The 16962-nt window shown below is 63.1% G+C and carries 15 protein-coding genes; 14 read left to right on the top strand and 1 reads right to left on the bottom strand.

Features of this window, described 5'->3' with window-relative positions; genetic code table 11:
• Positions 1–51 precede the first annotated feature (51 nt).
• Genes metH through hisG form a run of 6 tightly spaced genes read left to right on the top strand, consistent with a single transcriptional unit; the run spans position 52 to position 7297 of the window.
• Positions 52–3621 (top strand): methionine synthase, encoded by a 3570-nt coding sequence (gene metH, locus AB0I57_RS09020; protein WP_358332791.1) that lies wholly within the window; start codon positions 52–54, stop codon positions 3619–3621.
• Positions 3614–4306, top strand: coding sequence for an HAD family phosphatase (locus AB0I57_RS09015; RefSeq protein WP_358332788.1), 693 nt, complete (start codon positions 3614–3616; stop codon positions 4304–4306). The genes metH and AB0I57_RS09015 overlap by 8 nt, the downstream gene beginning before the upstream one ends.
• Before the next feature lie 15 nt (positions 4307–4321).
• Positions 4322–5182, top strand: a complete 861-nt coding sequence (locus AB0I57_RS09010) for a rhodanese-related sulfurtransferase (RefSeq protein WP_358332785.1) — start codon at positions 4322–4324, stop codon at positions 5180–5182.
• Between the two features lies 1 nt (position 5183).
• A complete protein-coding gene (locus AB0I57_RS09005; protein WP_358332782.1) occupies positions 5184–6077 on the top strand; it encodes a pseudouridine synthase in 894 nt (297 codons plus the stop codon).
• 40 nt (positions 6078–6117) lie between these two features.
• Complete coding sequence (locus AB0I57_RS09000; protein ID WP_358332780.1) at positions 6118–6399, top strand: phosphoribosyl-ATP diphosphatase; 282 nt, start codon at positions 6118–6120, stop codon at positions 6397–6399.
• A 46-nt stretch (positions 6400–6445) separates the two neighbouring features.
• On the top strand, positions 6446–7297 hold the full coding sequence (gene hisG / locus AB0I57_RS08995) for an ATP phosphoribosyltransferase (protein WP_358332778.1): 852 nt from the start codon (positions 6446–6448) through the stop codon (positions 7295–7297).
• Between the two features lie 111 nt (positions 7298–7408).
• On the opposite strand, the gene AB0I57_RS08990 is transcribed toward hisG, so the two are convergent.
• A complete protein-coding gene (locus AB0I57_RS08990) occupies positions 7409–8314 on the bottom strand; it encodes a RecB family exonuclease (protein ID WP_358332776.1) in 906 nt (301 codons plus the stop codon).
• A 97-nt stretch (positions 8315–8411) separates the two neighbouring features.
• Here AB0I57_RS08990 and AB0I57_RS08985 point away from each other — a divergent pair, with 97 nt between their 5' ends.
• The 8 genes from AB0I57_RS08985 to pafA all read left to right on the top strand — a co-directional run bounded on the left by AB0I57_RS08985 (position 8412) and on the right by pafA (position 16962).
• A complete protein-coding gene (locus AB0I57_RS08985) occupies positions 8412–9266 on the top strand; it encodes a tRNA (adenine-N1)-methyltransferase (protein WP_358333312.1) in 855 nt (284 codons plus the stop codon).
• Positions 9267–9473: 207 nt separating this feature from the next.
• Positions 9474–11249, top strand: a complete 1776-nt coding sequence (arc, locus tag AB0I57_RS08980; RefSeq protein ID WP_358332773.1) for a proteasome ATPase — start codon at positions 9474–9476, stop codon at positions 11247–11249.
• A 183-nt stretch (positions 11250–11432) separates the two neighbouring features.
• Complete coding sequence (locus AB0I57_RS08975) at positions 11433–11810, top strand: nitroreductase family deazaflavin-dependent oxidoreductase (protein WP_358332770.1); 378 nt, start codon at positions 11433–11435, stop codon at positions 11808–11810.
• 71 nt (positions 11811–11881) lie between these two features.
• Entirely contained in the window at positions 11882–13381 is a 1500-nt protein-coding gene (gene dop / locus AB0I57_RS08970) for a depupylase/deamidase Dop (RefSeq protein ID WP_358332767.1), read from the top strand.
• Positions 13382–13548: 167 nt separating this feature from the next.
• Positions 13549–13743 (top strand): ubiquitin-like protein Pup, encoded by a 195-nt coding sequence (locus AB0I57_RS08965; RefSeq protein ID WP_358332764.1) that lies wholly within the window; start codon positions 13549–13551, stop codon positions 13741–13743.
• Positions 13740–14630 carry a proteasome subunit beta gene (gene prcB / locus AB0I57_RS08960; RefSeq protein WP_358332761.1) on the top strand — a complete coding sequence of 297 codons (891 nt, stop codon included), beginning with the start codon at positions 13740–13742 and terminating at the stop codon, positions 14628–14630. The genes AB0I57_RS08965 and prcB overlap by 4 nt, the downstream gene beginning before the upstream one ends.
• Positions 14627–15406 (top strand): proteasome subunit alpha, encoded by a 780-nt coding sequence (gene prcA, locus AB0I57_RS08955; RefSeq protein WP_358332758.1) that lies wholly within the window; start codon positions 14627–14629, stop codon positions 15404–15406. The genes prcB and prcA overlap by 4 nt, the downstream gene beginning before the upstream one ends.
• Before the next feature lie 197 nt (positions 15407–15603).
• Entirely contained in the window at positions 15604–16962 is a 1359-nt protein-coding gene (pafA, locus tag AB0I57_RS08950; protein WP_358332755.1) for a Pup--protein ligase, read from the top strand.

The following is a 16962-nucleotide window of genomic DNA, read 5'->3' as shown; positions in this document are numbered from 1 at the left end:
CTACCCAGCCTACGGCCAGGCTTGGTTGCCGCGCGCATTAGTCTGGACGGCATGTCTGCACCATTTCACTCTGGCTTGCTCGATGCGTTGAAACAGCGCGTTGTCATCGGCGACGGAGCCATGGGCACCATGTTGCAGGCCGTAGATCTTACGCTCGACGACTTCCTCGGACTCGAGGGATGTAACGAGATCCTCAACGACACCCGCCCCGACGTATTGAAAGACATCCACCGCGCCTACTTCGAGGCCGGGGCTGACGCGGTCGAGACCAACACCTTCGGCTGCAACCTGCCCAACCTCGGCGATTATGAAATCGCGGATCGCATCCGCGAGTTGGCCGAGAAGGGTACCCGGCTAGCGCGTGAGGTGGCAGACGAGATGGGGCCGGGCCGCGACGGCATGGCACGCTTCGTCCTCGGTTCGATGGGGCCTGGAACCAAGCTGCCGACACTCGGGCATGCGCCGTTCACCAGCCTGCGGGACGCGTACAGCGAGGCCGCCATGGGCATGATCGACGGGGGAGCCGATGCCATCCTCATTGAGACGTGCCAGGATCTGCTCCAGGCGAAGGCCGCCATTCTGGGTAGCCAACGGGCGATGGAGACTCTGGGGTCGAGGCTGCCGATCATTACTCACGTCACGGTCGAGACCACTGGCACAATGCTGCTGGGCAGTGAGATCGGTGCCGCTCTGACGGCGCTCGAGCCGCTTGGCATCGACATGATCGGCTTGAACTGCGCGACGGGTCCTGCCGAGATGAGCGAGCATCTGCGCTACCTGTCCAAGTACGCCTCGCTCCCGGTATCGGTCATGCCCAACGCAGGACTGCCGCAACTCGGACCGAACGGTGCCGAGTATCCGCTCACGGCAGAGGAACTCGCCGAGGCGCTCAGCAATTTCGTGGCCGAGTTCGGTCTCGGCCTGGTCGGTGGATGCTGCGGTACCACCCCCGAGCACATTCGGCAGGTGTCTGAGGCAGTCCGCCTCGTCGAGAAGGCAGAGCGCTCCGCAGTGCACGATCCGGGCACTTCCTCGCTCTACACGGCTGTGCCGTTCAAGCAGGATGCCAGCATCCTGATGATCGGTGAACGTACGAACTCCAACGGGTCCAAGGCATTTCGCGAGGCGATGATCGCCGAGGATTACCAGAAGTGCCTCGACATCGCGAAAGACCAGACACGTGACGGCGCCCACATGCTCGATCTCAACGTCGACTATGTCGGCCGTGATGGGGCGGTGGACATGGCTGCCCTTGCGAGTCGTTTCGCGACCGCGTCGACGCTACCGATCATGCTCGACTCCACCGAGCCGAAGGTTCTGCAGGCGGGGCTCGAACACCTCGGCGGCCGGTGCGCTGTGAACTCCGTCAACTACGAGGACGGTGACGGACCCGACTCGCGGTTCCAGAGAATCATGCGTCTGGTGAAGGAACACGGTGCGGCCGTCGTCGCCCTGACCATCGACGAGGAGGGGCAGGCCCGTACCGCAGAGAAGAAGGTCGCCATTGCCGAGCGACTCCTCGAGGACATCACTACCAATTGGGGTCTCGACGAGTCCGACATCATCATCGACGCGTTGACGTTTCCGATTTCCACCGGTCAGGAGGAGGTGCGTCGGGACGGAATCGAAACCATCGAGGCGATCCGCGAGCTCCACAAGCGGCATCCCTGCGTGCACTTCACGCTCGGCGTGTCCAACATCTCGTTCGGACTCAACCCCGCCGCCCGGCAGGTCTTGAACTCGGTGTTCCTCCACGAGTGCACTGAAGTCGGCCTGGACACAGCAATTGTGCACGCGTCGAAGATCATTCCGATGGCGCGTATTCCGGACGAGCAGCGGGAGGCGGCACTGGATCTGGTGTACGACCGCCGGCGCGAGGGGTACGACCCGCTGCAGAAGCTGATGGAGTTGTTCGAGGGGGTTTCGGCTGCCTCTGCACGCGAATCTCGCGCCCAGGAACTTGCCGCGCTTCCGTTGTTCGAGCGGCTGGAACGCCGCATCGTCGACGGCGAACGCAACGGACTCGACGACGATCTGACGGCTGCCATGATCGAGAAGCCGCCGCTCGCGATCATCAACGAGACGCTGCTGTCCGGCATGAAGACCGTCGGCGAACTCTTCGGGTCCGGCCAGATGCAGCTTCCGTTCGTACTGCAGTCCGCCGAGGTGATGAAGGCGGCAGTGGCGTACCTCGAACCGCACATGGAGGCGACGGGTGAGAACGGTAAGGGGCGCATCGTCATTGCCACCGTCAAAGGTGACGTGCACGACATCGGCAAGAACCTCGTCGACATCATCCTGAGCAATAACGGGTACGACGTGGTGAACCTGGGCATCAAACAGCCGATTGCCAGCATCCTCGACGCTGCGGTCGAGCGGAAGGCCGACGTAATCGGAATGTCGGGGTTGCTCGTCAAGTCGACGGTTGTGATGAAGGACAACCTGGAGGAACTCAACGCCAAAGGCGTGGCGGAAAAGTTCCCTGTGCTCCTCGGTGGTGCCGCGCTGACGCGATCCTACGTAGAGAACGATTTGGCCGAGGTCTACGACGGAGATGTCAGCTACGCGCGCGATGCTTTCGAGGGCCTACGTCGGATGGACGAGATCATGGCTGTCAAACGCGGAGATGGCCCGCCCCCGGACAGCCCCGAAGCAATCGCCGCACGCGAGAAGGCGGCCGAACGCAAGGCCCGCCATGAACGATCCAAGCGGATTGCCGAGAAGCGCAAGGCTTCCGAGTCTCCGATCGTGGTGCCGGAGCGCTCCGACGTCGCCACCGATATCGCGGTTCCATCCCCACCGTTCTGGGGCAACCGGATCATCAAAGGCCTGACGCTGTCGGACTATTCCGGGCTGCTCGATGAACGAGCCCTGTTCCTCGGGCAGTGGGGTTTGCGTGGCCAGCGGGCCGGGGATGGTCCAACGTACGAGGAACTTGTGGAGACCGAGGGCCGTCCCCGTTTGCGGTACTGGCTGGACCGTTTGAGCACCGAGGGAATCCTCGCCCACGCCGCTGTGGTGTACGGGTACTTTCCGGCGGTATCGGAGGGTGATGACGTTGTAGTCCTCACCGACCCGAACCCAGATGCGAAGGAACGCTTCCGGTTCACTTTTCCGCGTCAGCGGCGTGATCGCTTCCTCTGTGTCGCGGACTTCATCCGCTCGCACGCTCAGGCGAAGGAGACTGGCCAGGTCGACGTGCTCCCGATGCAGTTGGTAACCATGGGACAGCCGATCGCCGACTTCGCGAACGAGCTGTTTGCCGCCAATTCCTACCGTGACTACCTCGAGGTGCACGGTATCGGTGTGCAGTTGACGGAGTCCCTGGCCGAGTATTGGCATCGGCGTGTACGCGAAGAACTCGTGCTGCCGGGGGGTCACAATGTGGCAGAGCAGGATCCGTCCGAGGTTTCCGGGTTCTTCGATCTCGAATACCGCGGTGCCCGACTCTCCTTCGGGTACGGTGCCTGCCCGAATCTCGAGGACCGCGCGAAGTTGGTGGCGTTGCTCGAATCCGAACGAATTGGAGTGAAACTGTCCGAGGAACTGCAGTTGCATCCCGAGCAGTCCACAGACGCGTTCGTGCTGCACCACCCGGAGGCGAACTACTTCAATGTCTGATGCACCGGAGGGTCCGAAGGGCGTCCTGTGGGACATGGACGGAACACTGCTCGACTCGGAGAAGATCTGGGACGTGGTGGTGCGAGAATTGTCGCTGCATCTCGGTGGGCCCATGACCGAGGAGACGCGTCGAAAGACGATCGGCTCGTCGAGCGCCAAGACTCTCGGTGTGATCTTCGACTCCCTCGGTCTCGACCATGATCCGTACGCCTTGTCCGAGGCCAGGGAGTGGATGCTCAGCCGGGTCGAAGAACGCTTCCGTGGCGGGATTCCGTGGCGACCCGGTGCGCGGGAAGCGTTGCGGGCTATCCGAGCAAGCGGGCTCAAGTCGGCGCTGGTGACCAATACGGGGCGTCGGCTCACCGATCGGGCACTCGACACCATCGGTCGCGAGCACTTCGACTACTCGGTGTGTGGTGACGAGGTTCCGGCAGGTAAACCACACCCCGACCCGTATCTGCGCGGCGCCGAGTTGCTGGGACTGAGTCCGTCCGAGTGCCTTGCGATCGAGGATTCACCCACCGGTGTCGCGTCCGCGGAGGCCGCAGGGTGCATCGTTCTGGTGGTTCCGTGCGAGGTCGAGGTCCCGGTTGCTCCAGGCCGGGTATTCCGGGACAGCCTCGAAGGTCTGTCCGCGCTGGAATTGTCGGAGCTTTGGGTGCAACCGACCGTGGTACGGCGCTGAGTATCCTCGATTCCCGTGGCTGTTCCGAAAATTGTGCTGTTCTATGCGTTCACTCCACTTCTCGATCCGGAGGCGATACGGCTGTGGCAGTACACGCTCGCGGAGGCGCACAATCTGACCGGCCGTATCCTCGTCTCCAAGCACGGCATCAACGCCACGGTCGGCGGTGATATCCATGACGTCAAGCGGTACGTCAAAGGCACACGAAGCTATGCGCCGTTCAAGAATGCCGACATCAAATGGTCCGACGGACTCGGGGACGACTTTCCGCGGCTGAGTGTGAAGGTGCGGCCGGAGATCGTGACGTTCGGGGCACCGGATGAGTTGAGGGTGGATGCGAATGGGGTAATAGGGGGCGGGATGCATCTAGCGCCCGGCGACCTGCACCGGTTGGTCGAGGGGCGGGGTGAGGATGTCGTCTTCTTCGACGGCCGCAACGCGTTCGAGGCACAGATCGGGCGGTTCCGGAACGCCGTTGTCCCAGACGTTTCGACCACACGAGATTTCGTGCAGGAACTGGACAGCGGCAAGTACGACCACCTGAAGGGCAAGGCGGTTGTGACGTATTGCACCGGGGGAGTGCGCTGTGAGGTCTTGTCGTCCCTGATGTTGTCACGTGGGTTCGGTGAGGTCTATCAACTCGACGGCGGAATCATCCGGTACGGCGAGGAGTTCGGTGACGCCGGTCTGTGGGAAGGATCGCTCTACGTCTTCGACAGGCGAATGAGCATCGAATTCACCGACCAAGCAAAGACTTTGGGCCGATGCACCAAGTGCAACGGCCCAACATCCCGGTATGAGAACCTGCCTGAGAACCAGGGGCGGCAACTGGCACTGATCTGCGACGGCTGCGCGGCCGCGAAGCGGACCCACTGAGGTGGCCGGGGCACCGCTACCGGTCCGTGACGGCCTCGGGCCCGACCGGATCCGGATGCCGGCAGGGGTCGAGGTGAGAACCGTCGCCGAGTTCTTGATGCAGGCTCATCCCGACAACAGCGCTCACTGGCTCTCGCTCATCGATGGCGGGGGCGTCGTCGACGAGCACGGGCGCGTTGTGAACCGTGAGACAAGGTATGCCCCGACGCGGTTCGTCTACTTCTACCGCGAGCCACCGCCGGAGACTCGGGTGCCGTTCGACATCGAGATTCTCCACCGCGACGACCGTCTCGTCGTCATCGACAAGCCTCACTTCCTCGCCACCATTCCGCGCGGCGCTCACATCACCGAAACAGCGGTCGTGCGACTCCGGCGGGAGTTGGACCTGCCAGACCTGACCCCCGCGCACCGCCTCGACCGCATGACGGCCGGTGTTCTCATGTTCCTCATCCGTCGTGAGGATCGTCGGCCGTATCAGGAATTGTTCGTCTCGCAGAAGGTCGCCAAGGAATACGAAGCAATCGCCGCGCACGACCCCGCGATCGAGTTCCCACGAACCGTAAGCAGTCGGATCGTCAAGGAACACGGCGTCATGACTGCCACCGAAGAGCCAGGGGAGCCGAACAGCGAGACCCTCATCGATCTAGTCGAGACCCGCGGCCTACACGCCCGATACCGACTGCGGCCGAGAACTGGCCGAACGCATCAACTGCGACTGCATATGTCGTCGCTCGGCCTGCCGATCTTGGGCGACAACTACTATCCCGACTTTCGTCGCCGAGAGCCCGACGACTTCTCCACCCCACTGCGACTGCTCGCGCGGGCGGTCGAGTTCACCGATCCGCACTCGGGCGAGGTTCGTCGATTCGAGAGTCGCCGCGCACTGCAGTGGTGACCCCTTCCCACCTAGCCGCGGGGGTGGGAAGCAGGAGGACGTGAAACAATGGGTACCCGTGAAGACCTTCGAATCCCTGTTCACCGAGCTGACCGAGCGTGCTGCCACCCGCCCAGTAGGGTCGGGTACCGTCGCAGCATTGGACGCCGGTGTCCATTCGCAGGGAAAGAAGATCCTCGAAGAGGCGGGTGAGGTTTGGATCGCCGCCGAGCACGAGAGTGACGAGGCGTTGGCCGAGGAGATCTCCCAGTTGCTGTACTGGACGCAGGTGCTGATGGTTGGTAGGGGCCTGAAGCTCGAGGACGTCTACCGGCATTTGTGATCGGTGATCGAAACAATCTCACCCGCTCCCGAAAGGAACCCCTGTCATGCTGCGCGTCGCAGTCCCGAACAAGGGCTCGCTGTCCGAGTCCGCCGCCGAAATCCTCAGCGAGGCCGGCTACCGTCGTCGCACCGACTCCCGCGACCTGACCGTTCTGGATCGGCCCAATGGGGTGGAGTTCTTCTTCCTCCGTCCCAAGGATATTGCGATCTACGTCGGTTCCGGTGAACTCGATCTCGGGATCACCGGCCGCGACCTCGCCCGTGACTCGGGCGCTCCCGTCTCCGAGCGTCTGCAACTGGGCTTCGGGCGCTCGACATTCCGGTACGCCGCACCGGCGGGCAAGGACTGGACTTTCGAGGATCTCGCAGGGCTTCGCATCGCCACGTCCTACCCCAACCTGGTGCGCAACGACCTCACCGCCCGCGGCATCGAGGCCTCGGTCATCCGCCTCGATGGGGCCGTGGAGATCTCGATCCAACTCGGTGTCGCCGACGTCATCGCCGACGTCGTCGGTTCCGGTCGTACTCTTCGCCAACACAACCTGGTCGCATTCGGTGATTCCCTCTGCGACTCCGAAGGCGTACTCATCGAGCGTGCCCACTCGTCGACGGACGACCCTGCGCGAAACCAGCTGATCGAACGCGTGCGCGGCATCGTGTTCGCGCAGCAGAACCTGATGCTCGATTACGACTGCCCCAAGGCCATCCTCGATGCCGCGTTGAAGATCACCCCAGGCCTGGAGTCGCCGACCCTGTCGCCGCTCGCCGACGAGAACTGGGTCGCCGTCAGGGCTATGGTGCCGATCGATGGTCACAACCGCCTCATGGACGAACTCGCAAGCATCGGCGCCAAGGCGATCCTCGCCTCGAACATCCGATCCTGCCGAGCTCTCTGATCCGCGACATTCGGCACCCCGTATTGCGCGTGCTCCGCGCCGGCGGGTCGAGCGCCCGGTAAGGCCAGCCCGGGAGGGTACCGTCATGGAGCAGGTTTCAGGACTCGGACCTCATTCGGCAATCTCCACGAATTTCGGCAAGGTCTGCGGCAGGTCCCCAGGCCACCCCGGGTAGGGAGGCGGTGTTCCGCCGAATGAAGGGCATCGGGACTTGTGGTCACACCAGTCGCAGAGCCGACTCGGCTTGGGCTGGAAATCGCCAGTTTCGCCTGCCGTCAGGATTGCTTTCCAGATCGCGGACAACGTGCGTTCGAACCGTCGCAACTCGTCCTCGGTGGGCACGTAGGTCAGGACCGTCTCGGAACCGAGATACAGCAGACGGAGCTGTGTTGGAACGATAGCCCGGGTGCGAAGCAGTGCCAGTGCGTAGAACTTCATCTGGAACAGGACCTTGGACTCGGAAAATTCCTGCGGGGCGTGCCCCGTCTTGTAGTCGACCACCCGAACCTCTCCGGTGGGGGCGACGTCGATTCGGTCGACGAACCCGCGGAGCGGTACACCGTCGTCGAGTTCGGCCTCGACCCGCAGCTCGCGTGATTCCGCATCGAATCGTGTCGGGTCTTCCAGTCGGTAATAGGCTGTGACCAGGGAGGATGCGTGGTCGAGGAATGCTTCGCGTTCGTCATCGGGCACCAGATCGGCGAGCTCGGGTGAGCTCGCCAGCATCTGTTCCCACGACGGCCGTACCAGATCGACGGCAGTCTGAGGTACCCGCTCGGCGGCAGGCAGCCCGAACAGCGCTTCCAGCGCCGCGTGCACGAGGGTGCCCTTCACCTGCGCCTGTGTGGCAACCTCGGGGAGCCGGTCGACGACGCGGAACCGGTAGAGCAGCGGGCACTGCTTGAAGTCTCCGGCGCGGGACGGCGACAGAGCAGGACGGCCACGGCCGGTCGGCATTTCGTCGACCTGTAGTGGGGAACCCTCTGTATCGGGGGCCGGGGACTCTGAGATGCTCACACCTGGCAGGGTAGGTCCCAGGTCCGACAGTCGAGACGTGGCTGTTGTGTGGGCGCTGCAGCGGTGCCGGGACGAAGAGGTTGAGGAGTCGGTGACAATGGTGGGACGCGAGTCGCGACCGAGCGGGCCGTTTCGGGTAGGTGATCGCGTCCAGCTGACGGATGCGAAGGGCAGGCGCTACACCGTCAACTTGGAGGCGGGCAAGGAATTCCACACGCACCGCGGTGCAATCCTCCACGACGATCTGATCGGTATCGACGAGGGCAGTGTGGTCAAGTCGACGAACTCCACCCCGTATCTCGCGCTGCGACCGCTGCTCGTCGACTACGTCCTGTCCATGCCTAGGGGCGCGCAGGTCATCTATCCCAAGGACGCCGCCCAGATCGTCCATGAGGGGGATGTCTTCCCCGGTGCACGTGTACTGGAGGCCGGGGCGGGTTCGGGTGCGCTGACGTGTTCGCTTCTGCGCGCCGTGGGGCCTGAAGGCCGGGTCATCTCGTACGAGTTGCGGGACGACCACGCCCAGCACGCGGTCCGGAACGTCGAAACGTTCTTCGGGGAACGACCGGAGAACTGGGATCTGACGATCGGCGACGTCAGTGGGTTCGACGTCGAAGCGGCGGGTGGTCGGGTCGACCGGGTAGTGCTCGACATGCTGGCCCCGTGGGATGCGCTGTCTGCCGTGTCGAAGGCGCTGGTTCCCGGTGGCGTCCTCATTGTGTACGTGGCGACTGTGACGCAGCTCTCGAAGGTCGTCGAGAGCCTGCGTGAGCAGGAATGCTGGACCGAGCCGCGGTCGTGGGAGTCGATCGTGCGCGGTTGGCATGTCGTCGGTCTCGCGGTGCGTCCGGAGCACCGAATGCAGGGGCACACCGCATTCCTGGTGAGTGCGCGGCGCCTGGCCGAGGGGACAACCACCCTGAAGCCGAAGCGCCGCTCGGGTAAGGGCTGAACAACGACCAGGTTGCGGATTATCACGACGAACCCGGTCGTTATGCAGAACAGAGGAATTCGGCAGCAGATAGTAAGGCAACATGTTGGATTCAGCAGCCGGGCCGCTGTCTTGTATGCCAATTCGCAATCGAGAGAATCCGTGTCACGGAGCAGAACACGGGCGGTCCCGGTAGCGTTGATAGATCTTCATTGGGAGGAGACGCACATGAGCTCGACAGAGAACCCCGATCCGGTTGCGGCTGCACGAGAGCTCGAAGCGTTACGCGCGGAGGCGTCAGCATTGCGCAGGCAGCTCGCGGATTCACCGGAGCAGCTTCGTGAGATGGAATCTCGAGTGGACTCGCTGTCCATCCGGAACACCAAATTGATGGATACCCTCAAAGAAGCTCGTCAACAGCTCGTTGCGCTTCGGGAGGAAGTCGATCGTCTCGGTCAGCCGCCGAGCGGTTACGGCGTCCTACTCGGCGTGCACGATGACCAGACGGTTGATGTGTTCACGTCCGGTCGCAAGATGCGTCTGACATGCTCGCCGAACGTCGACGCCGAGACCCTCAGCCTCGGCCAGACAGTGCGTCTCAACGAGGCACTGACCATCGTGGAAGCCGGAAGTTTCGAGCGTGTCGGTGAGATTTGCACGCTGCGCGAGGTTCTCGACGATGGCAGGCGGGCACTCGTGGTCGGGCACGCGGACGAGGAACGGATCGTCTGGCTGGCCGAACCCCTCACGACGGTCGTGGCCGACAGTGAGAAGGATATGGTTCCGTACGACGCGGACTCGCTCACCCGCAGGCTGCGTCCGGGCGATTCACTCCTGGTTGATTCGAAGGCCGGGTACGCGTTCGAACGAATCCCTAAAGCCGAGGTCGAGGATCTGGTCCTCGAAGAGGTCCCGGATGTGCACTACGACGACATCGGTGGACTCGGCAGACAGATCGAACAGATCCGCGATGCTGTCGAGTTGCCGTTCCTGCACAAGGAGCTGTTCCACGAGTATGAGCTCCGGCCACCCAAAGGCGTGCTGCTGTACGGTCCGCCGGGCTGCGGCAAGACGCTCATCGCCAAAGCGGTCGCCAACTCGCTGGCGAAGAAGATCGCGGAGTCCCGTGGGCAGGACAGCAAGGAGGCCAAGTCCTACTTCCTCAATATCAAGGGCCCCGAGTTGCTGAACAAGTTTGTCGGTGAGACCGAACGGCATATTCGGCTCATCTTCCAACGGGCCAGAGAAAAGGCGTCCGAGGGCACGCCCGTGATCGTATTCTTCGACGAAATGGACTCGATCTTCCGCACCCGCGGATCGGGCGTCTCCTCTGACGTCGAGACCACGGTCGTGCCTCAGTTGCTCAGCGAGATCGACGGCGTCGAGGGGCTGGAGAACGTCATCGTGATCGGCGCCTCCAACCGTGAGGACATGATCGATCCGGCGATCCTTCGTCCCGGGCGTCTGGATGTGAAGATCAAGATCGAACGCCCCGACGCGGAATCGGCGCAAGACATCTTCTCCAAGTACCTGGTCGAGACCCTTCCGGTGCACACCGACGATTTGGCGGAGTTCGGTGGCGACCGCACCGCCTGCATCCAGGCGATGATCGAACGTGTTGTGGACCGCATGTACGCCGAGAGCGAGGAGAACCGCTTCCTCGAGGTCACATATGCCAACGGGGACAAGGAGGTCCTGTACTTCAAGGACTTCAACTCGGGTGCGATGATCCAGAACATCGTCGACCGCGCCAAGAAGTACGCGATCAAGTCGGTACTCGACACGGGTGCCCCAGGGCTGCGGGTCCAGCACCTGTTCGATTCGATCGTCGACGAGTTCTCGGAGAACGAGGACCTGCCGAACACGACCAACCCCGATGACTGGGCACGGATCTCGGGCAAGAAGGGGGAACGGATCGTGTACATCCGAACGTTGGTCACCGGTAAGAACGCGAGCGCGAGCCGCGCCATCGACACCGAATCCAACACAGGTCAGTACCTGTAGTCCATCTCGACTGTGGTCGCGACGGGCCAGCCCATCCGGCAAAGCCGATGCTGCGTTGGCTGGTTCGTCGTAGGCCGCGCCGCAGTCGGCGATCTCCCCTGAGGCGATTGGCACCGTGAGCCACGCGCGGGATCGGTAGTGTCGAGTGCAGGTGATCCGTTCGGGCACCGAAGGGGAGAGATCATGGCGTTGCCGCGTTCGTTAGCCCGATTCAACCGTGTCGCGACCAATCGGGTGGCACGCCGCGCCGCCAAGTATCTGCCCAGTTTCGCCGTCGTCGAACACCGCGGCCGCCGCTCGGGCACGCTCTATCGCACCCCTGTCAACGTGTTCGATGTAGACGGTCGTTATCGGTTTGCGTTGACCTACGGCGCAAACAGCGACTGGGTGCGAAACGTAATGGCGGAGGGCGGATGCACCATCGAGACACGCCACAAGACCGTCGTGCTGACCGACCCGAAGATCGTCGAAGACCGCTCCCACACCTGGGCACCACGTGGGGTGCGTACCGTGCTCGGGGCGATTTCCGCGGACTGGTACCTCGATTGCGCGGTCGCGTAGACGCCGTGCGGGAAAACTCGAGCATCGGGGAGTGTGCTTGGGAGCGGGGGGTGATCACATAGGCTCGCAGCATGCAGCGGATCATCGGCGTCGAGGTCGAGTATGGAATCTCTTCACCCAGCGAGCCTTCGGCCAATCCGATCTTGACGTCCACTCAGGCGGTGCTGGCCTATGCGGCGGCAGCCGGTGTCCCGCGTGCCAGGCGTACGAGGTGGGACTATGAGGTGGAGTCGCCGTTGCGCGATGCCCGCGGCTTCGACTTGGGCAAGCTGAGCGGCCCGGCACCGGTCATCGACGCTGACGAGGTCGGCGCGGCGAACATGATCCTCACCAACGGTGCGCGGCTGTATGTCGATCACGCACACCCGGAGTATTCGGCTCCAGAGGTCACCGATCCCCTCGATGCCGTTATCTGGGACAAGGCTGGTGAGCGGGTCATGGAGGCGGCGGCACGGCACGCGTCGAGTGTCCCCGGTGCGCCGCGGCTCCAGCTCTACAAGAACAACGTGGACGGCAAGGGTGCGTCTTACGGCACCCACGAGAACTACCTCATGTCGCGGGCCACCCCGTTTTCCGCGGTGATCAACGGGCTGACGCCGTTCTTCGCATCGCGCCAGGTGATCTGCGGGGCAGGCCGGGTGGGGATCGGTCAGTCCGGCGACGAGGCAGGATTTCAGCTGTCTCAGCGCGCCGACTACATCGAGGTCGAAGTCGGGCTCGAGACGACACTCAAGCGCGGGATCATCAATACCCGAGATGAACCCCACGCGGATGCGGACAAGTACCGGCGACTCCACGTCATCATCGGCGACGCGAACCTCGCCGAAATGTCAACGTATCTGAAGGTAGGCACGACCGCGTTGGTGCTCGATCTCATCGAGGCCGGCGTCGACCTCTCGGATCTGCAACTGGCACGTCCGGTCACGGCGGTGCATCACATCAGCCACGATCCGACACTCCGCGCGACGGTCGCTCTCGTGGACGGTCGTGAGTTGACAGGGCTTGCCCTGCAGCGGATCTACCTCGATCGGGTGGACAAATTCACCTCGGCTGAAGGTAGCGACAACCCGCGTGTGAAGGATCTCCTCGAGAAGTGGGCGATGGTGCTCGACCTTCTAGAGCGCGATCCGATGGAATGTGCTCATCTCCTGGACTGGCCCGCGAAGCTTCGCCTCTTGGAGGGCGTGCGCACTCGGGAAGGTTTGGGCTGGGCGGCACCCAAACTCGGCCTGATAGACCTGCAGTATTCCGATGTTCGGCTCGACAAGGGGCTGTTCAATCTTCTGGTATCTCGTGGGTCGATGGAACGACTTGTCACGGAACAGCAGGTTCTCGACGCCGTGAACGCGCCGCCCGACGATACGCGGGCCTACTTTCGCGGAGAGTGCCTTCGTAGGTTCGGCGCCGATATCGCGGCCGCAAGCTGGGACTCTGTGATATTCGACCTGGGCGGTGACTCGCTGGTGCGCATCCCTACCCTCGAGCCACTGCGCGGTAGCAAAGCGCACGTCGGAGAGCTGCTGGAGTCCGTGGAGACGGCGAAAGAACTAGTCGACAAGCTCACGAACTGAACGGGTGACCGGATATGGACACATCCGTATCGAACTCGCCGTCGCGTCGTCGCCCGCGCGGCCTCGCGGCTCGGTAGGGTGAAGGTCCGAGCGGATCAGCTAGTCAGACCGCTTGGCGGGACAGGACGCTCGCAAGAATGAGCTCCCTTTGAAGAAGGAGGTCGGCGATGGCGCAAGAGCAGACCAAGCGCACTGGTGGTGGCGACGATGACGACACCCCTGGCGGTGACGGAGCCGCTGGTCAGGAGCGTCGTGAAAAGCTGGCAGATGACACCGACGACCTACTCGACGAGATCGACGACGTGCTCGAGGAGAATGCCGAGGACTTCGTCCGGGCGTACGTCCAAAAGGGTGGCCAGTGACGGATGATCGGCCGGCACTTCGGATCGGCGACGGTGGCGCAGGGCTCAGTTTCGGCTCGAATCTTTCTTCGTTCACCGAGTATCTGCGTTTTCACGCGCCAGAAATGCTGCCGGAGAACAGGATCGGCCATCGTTTACACTCGACGACGGCACGGGGTGGTGACGGGATGGGGAGCGGTGATCTCGCTCCACACGGAACGACGATCGTGGCGCTCACCTACAAGGGTGGCGTCGTCCTTGCCGGTGACCGGCGTGCGACGCAGGGCAACCTCATCGCCAGCCGGGACGTGGAAAAGGTCTACGTCACCGATGACTACTCCGCGGCCGGAATTGCCGGTACCGCGGGTATCGCCATCGAACTGGTCAGGCTGTTCGCCGTCGAACTCGAGCACTACGAAAAGATCGAGGGTGTTCCGCTGACTTTCGACGGCAAGGCCAATCGCCTCGCGTCGATAGTCCGTGGCAACCTCGGGGCTGCGATGCAGGGTCTGGCAGTGGTACCGCTGCTCGTCGGATATGACCTTGACGCCGCCGACGATGCAACTGCCGGTCGCATCGTGTCATACGACGTGGTCGGCGGGCGGTACGAGGAACGCGCCGGATACCATGCGGTCGGTTCGGGATCATTGTTCGCGAAGTCGGCGTTGAAGAAGTTGTATGCGCCTGACAGCGACGAGGAAACCGCCCTTCGGGCGGCCGTGGAATCGTTGTACGACGCCGCCGACGACGACTCGGCAACCGGTGGCCCCGATCTGTCGCGGGGTATCTATCCGACCGCGGTCACCATCACGCGGGCGGGCGCGGTGCATGTGCCGACGGAGACGACGTCCGAGTTGGCTCGCCGCATCGTATCCGAGCGCAGCGAAGAAGGGGGGTCTGCGCGATGACCATGCCGTACTACGCCTCGGCCGAGCAGATCATGCGGGACCGCTCGGAGTTGGCGCGCAAGGGGATTGCCCGGGGACGCAGCGTCGTGGTGCTCACGTTCCACGATGGTGTGCTCTTTGTGGCGGAGAACCCGTCCACGGCCTTGCACAAGGTCAGCGAACTGTATGACCGTCTCGGTTTCGCGGCCGTCGGAAAGTACAACGAGTTCGAGAATCTTCGGCGGGCGGGAATTGTGCACGCCGACATGCGCGGCTACTCGTACGATCGTCGTGACGTGACGGGCCGATCGCTGGCCAACAACTATGCGCAGACACTAGGCACGATTTTCACCGAACAGCCGAAGCCGTACGAGGTCGAGATCTGTGTCGCCGAGGTCGGGAGCGCCGGCAGCCCGAAGCCGCCTCAGCTGTACCGCATCACGTACGACGGATCCATCGTCGACGAACAACATTTCGTCGTGATGGGCGGCACCACCGAGCCGATCGTTACCGCTATGCGTGAGTCGTATCGTGCCGACCTCGACCTCGAGGACGCCATCAGAGTTGCGGTCACGGCCCTCCGTGAAGGTGGTTCGGGGGAGGGTGAGAAGCGGGAAGTCGATGTCACCAGTCTCGAGGTGGCGGTGCTCGATCAGTCGCGGCCCCGCCGGGCGTTCCGCCGGATCGTCGGATCGGCACTCGAGCAGCTGCTCCCCAAGGCACCGCATAGCGAACCGGAACCCGCTGCGGAATCGAAGCCGGAAACCGAGGCGAAGCCCACCGACACCGAGGACTGAGGCCGGTGTCGGCGCGTCGACCGAAGAATCGAGCTCGGCGGGGTGCTCCGAGAGCGCCGCTCACCACGGTGGTCGAGCATCATCTCGTCCATTCGATGCGCCCGGCATAGCTGTGCGTTCACCAACTTGGCGAATGTATCTGGCGTAGCCGTCGGTTTTCCATCTCCCGTGGGTGTTCGGCGTTGTACTGTCGAGATGTGCAGCGGCGAATCATGGGAATTGAGACAGAGTTCGGCGTGACCTGCACCTTCCACGGTCACAGGCGGCTGAGCCCGGACGAGGTTGCACGCTATCTGTTCCGTCGGGTGGTTTCCTGGGGCCGTAGTTCCAACGTATTTCTCCGGAACGGTGCCCGCCTCTATCTGGATGTGGGCTCGCACCCCGAATATGCGACGGCCGAGTGTGACAACCTCGTCCAACTGGTCAACCATGACCGGGCGGGCGAACGGGTGCTCGAGGAACTGCTGATCGACGCGGAGCAACGGCTTGCCGAGGAAGGTATCGGCGGCGACATCTACCTGTTCAAGAACAACACCGATTCGGCGGGCAACTCCTACGGCTGCCACGAGAACTTTCTGGTGGCTCGGGCGGGCGAGTTCTCCAGAATCTCGGATGTGCTGCTGCCGTTCCTGGTGACCCGACAACTGATCTGTGGCGCAGGCAAGGTCCTGCAGACGCCCAAGGCGGCCACATATTGCCTGTCGCAACGCGCGGAGCACATCTGGGAGGGTGTCTCATCTGCGACGACCCGGTCGCGACCGATCATCAACACCCGTGACGAACCGCATGCCGACGCGGAGAAGTACCGCCGGCTGCACGTCATCGTCGGCGATTCGAACATGTCGGAATCCACCACGATGCTCAAGGTGGGGACCGCCGCACTCGTGCTCGAGATGATCGAGGCGGGGGTGTCGTTCCGCGACTTCGCCCTCGACAATCCGATCCGCGCGATCCGCGAGGTCAGCCACGACATCACCGGGCGGCGTCCGGTGCGGTTGGCAGGCGGCCGACAAGCCAGTGCGCTTGACATTCAGCGTGAGTACTACGCGCGGGCGGTGGAGCACCTGCAGAAGCGTGACCCCGATCCGCAGATCACCCAGGTAGTGGACCTTTGGGGTCGGATGTTGGACGCTGTCGAGTCCCAGGACTTCGCGAAGGTCGATACGGAGATCGACTGGGTGATCAAGCGCAAGCTCTTCCAGCGTTACCAAGACCGCCACGGTTTCGAGCTTGCCGACCCGAAGATCGCACAGCTGGATCTGGCTTACCACGACATAAAGCGGGGTCGGGGCGTATTCGACCTACTGCAACGCAAGGGTCTCGTGAAGCGGGTCGTCGAGGACGAGACGATCGATGCGGCGGTCGATACTCCGCCTCAGACGACGAGGGCGAAGCTGCGCGGTGAGTTCATCATCGCCGCTCAGGAGACCGGACGCGACTTCACCGTCGACTGGGTGCACCTCAAACTCAACGACCAGGCCCAGCGGACGGTGCTGTGCAAGGACCCGTTCCGGTCGGTCGACGAGCGGGTGGAGAGGCTGATTGCCTCGATGTAG

The sequence above is a fragment of the Rhodococcus sp. NPDC049939 genome (genome assembly GCF_040656415.1).
GTDB lineage: Bacteria > Actinomycetota > Actinomycetes > Mycobacteriales > Mycobacteriaceae > Rhodococcus_F.
This window is presented reverse-complemented; position numbering and strand designations above follow the sequence as displayed.

What these genes read in the sequence shown, in the direction of transcription:
- metH (WP_358332791.1), top strand. Translation starts at nt 52, where the DNA reads ATGTCTGCACCATTTCACTCTGGCTTGCTCGATGCGTTGAAACAGCGC.
- AB0I57_RS09015 (WP_358332788.1), top strand. Translation starts at nt 3,614, where the DNA reads ATGTCTGATGCACCGGAGGGTCCGAAGGGCGTCCTGTGGGACATGGAC.
- hisG (WP_358332778.1), top strand. Translation starts at nt 6,446, where the DNA reads ATGCTGCGCGTCGCAGTCCCGAACAAGGGCTCGCTGTCCGAGTCCGCC.
- AB0I57_RS08985 (WP_358333312.1), top strand. Translation starts at nt 8,412, where the DNA reads ATGGTGGGACGCGAGTCGCGACCGAGCGGGCCGTTTCGGGTAGGTGAT.
- arc (WP_358332773.1), top strand. Translation starts at nt 9,474, where the DNA reads ATGAGCTCGACAGAGAACCCCGATCCGGTTGCGGCTGCACGAGAGCTC.
- AB0I57_RS08975 (WP_358332770.1), top strand. Translation starts at nt 11,433, where the DNA reads ATGGCGTTGCCGCGTTCGTTAGCCCGATTCAACCGTGTCGCGACCAAT.
- dop (WP_358332767.1), top strand. Translation starts at nt 11,882, where the DNA reads ATGCAGCGGATCATCGGCGTCGAGGTCGAGTATGGAATCTCTTCACCC.
- AB0I57_RS08965 (WP_358332764.1), top strand. Translation starts at nt 13,549, where the DNA reads ATGGCGCAAGAGCAGACCAAGCGCACTGGTGGTGGCGACGATGACGAC.
- prcA (WP_358332758.1), top strand. Translation starts at nt 14,627, where the DNA reads ATGACCATGCCGTACTACGCCTCGGCCGAGCAGATCATGCGGGACCGC.